Raw genomic sequence first — 1,192 nt, 5'->3', positions numbered from 1 at the left:
GATGGCGAAAGAGAAGTTTGAGCGTAATAAGCCGCACTGCAACATCGGCACGATTGGTCACGTTGACCATGGCAAGACGACGCTGACGGCTGCGATTACGAAGGTTATGTCGGACACGTACGGCGGAGCTGCGACGAAGTTCGACGATATCGACAAGGCGCCTGAGGAGAAGGCCCGCGGTATCACGATCAACACGGCGCATGTTGAGTACGAGACGGAAGCGCGTCACTACGCGCATGTCGACTGCCCCGGCCACGCTGACTATGTGAAGAACATGATCACGGGCGCGGCGCAGATGGATGGCGCGATCCTGGTTGTTAACGCGGCCGACGGCCCGATGCCTCAGACGCGTGAGCACATTCTGCTCGCCCGTCAGGTTGGTGTGCCGGCGATCGTTGTCTTCCTGAACAAGGTTGACCAGGTCGATGACGAAGAGCTGCTGGAACTGGTTGAGATGGAAGTTCGCGAACTTCTGGACTCTTACGAGTTCCCTGGCGACGACATTCCGATCATCTCGGGTTCTGCGCTTGCGGCATTGGAAGGTCGTGACGAAAACATCGGCAAGGAAAAGATCCTTGAGCTGATGAAGGCCGTTGACGATTACATTCCGCAGCCGGAGCGTCCGGTTGACCGTCCGTTCCTGATGCCGATCGAAGACGTTTTCTCGATCTCTGGCCGTGGTACGGTTGTGACGGGTCGTGTCGAGCAGGGCATCGTCAAGACGGGTGAGGAAATCGAAATCGTCGGCCTCAAGGCGACGACGAAGACGACCTGCACGGGCGTTGAAATGTTCCGCAAGCTTCTTGATGAAGGCCGTGCGGGCGACAACATCGGTGCGCTTCTGCGCGGTGTCGGTCGTGAAGACGTCGAGCGTGGCCAGGTTTTGGCCAAGCCTGGTTCGATCACGCCGCACACGAAGTTCAAGGCGGAAGCCTATATTCTGACGAAAGAGGAAGGTGGCCGTCATACGCCGTTTTTCTCGAACTATCGTCCGCAGTTCTACTTCCGCACGACCGACGTGACGGGATCTGTTGAACTGCCGGCCGGGACCGAAATGGTCATGCCGGGCGACAACGTGACGATGGAAGTCGAACTGATTGCCCCGATCGCCATGGACGAAGGTCTTCGTTTCGCGATCCGTGAAGGCGGCCGCACCGTTGGTGCAGGCGTCGTCGCGGGCATCATCGAGTAA

1 protein-coding gene is annotated in these 1,192 nt (G+C 58.3%); it reads left to right on the top strand.

Going from position 1 to position 1,192, the window contains the following annotated elements; genetic code table 11:
* Position 1: 1 nt before the first annotated feature.
* Positions 2 to 1,192, top strand: a complete 1,191-nt coding sequence (tuf, locus tag EOI86_RS24440) for an elongation factor Tu (RefSeq protein WP_127768338.1) — start codon at positions 2 to 4, stop codon at positions 1,190 to 1,192.

This window comes from Hwanghaeella grinnelliae (genome assembly GCF_004005845.1).
Taxonomy (GTDB): domain Bacteria; phylum Pseudomonadota; class Alphaproteobacteria; order UBA8366; family Aestuariispiraceae; genus Hwanghaeella; species Hwanghaeella grinnelliae.
This window is presented reverse-complemented; position numbering and strand designations above follow the sequence as displayed.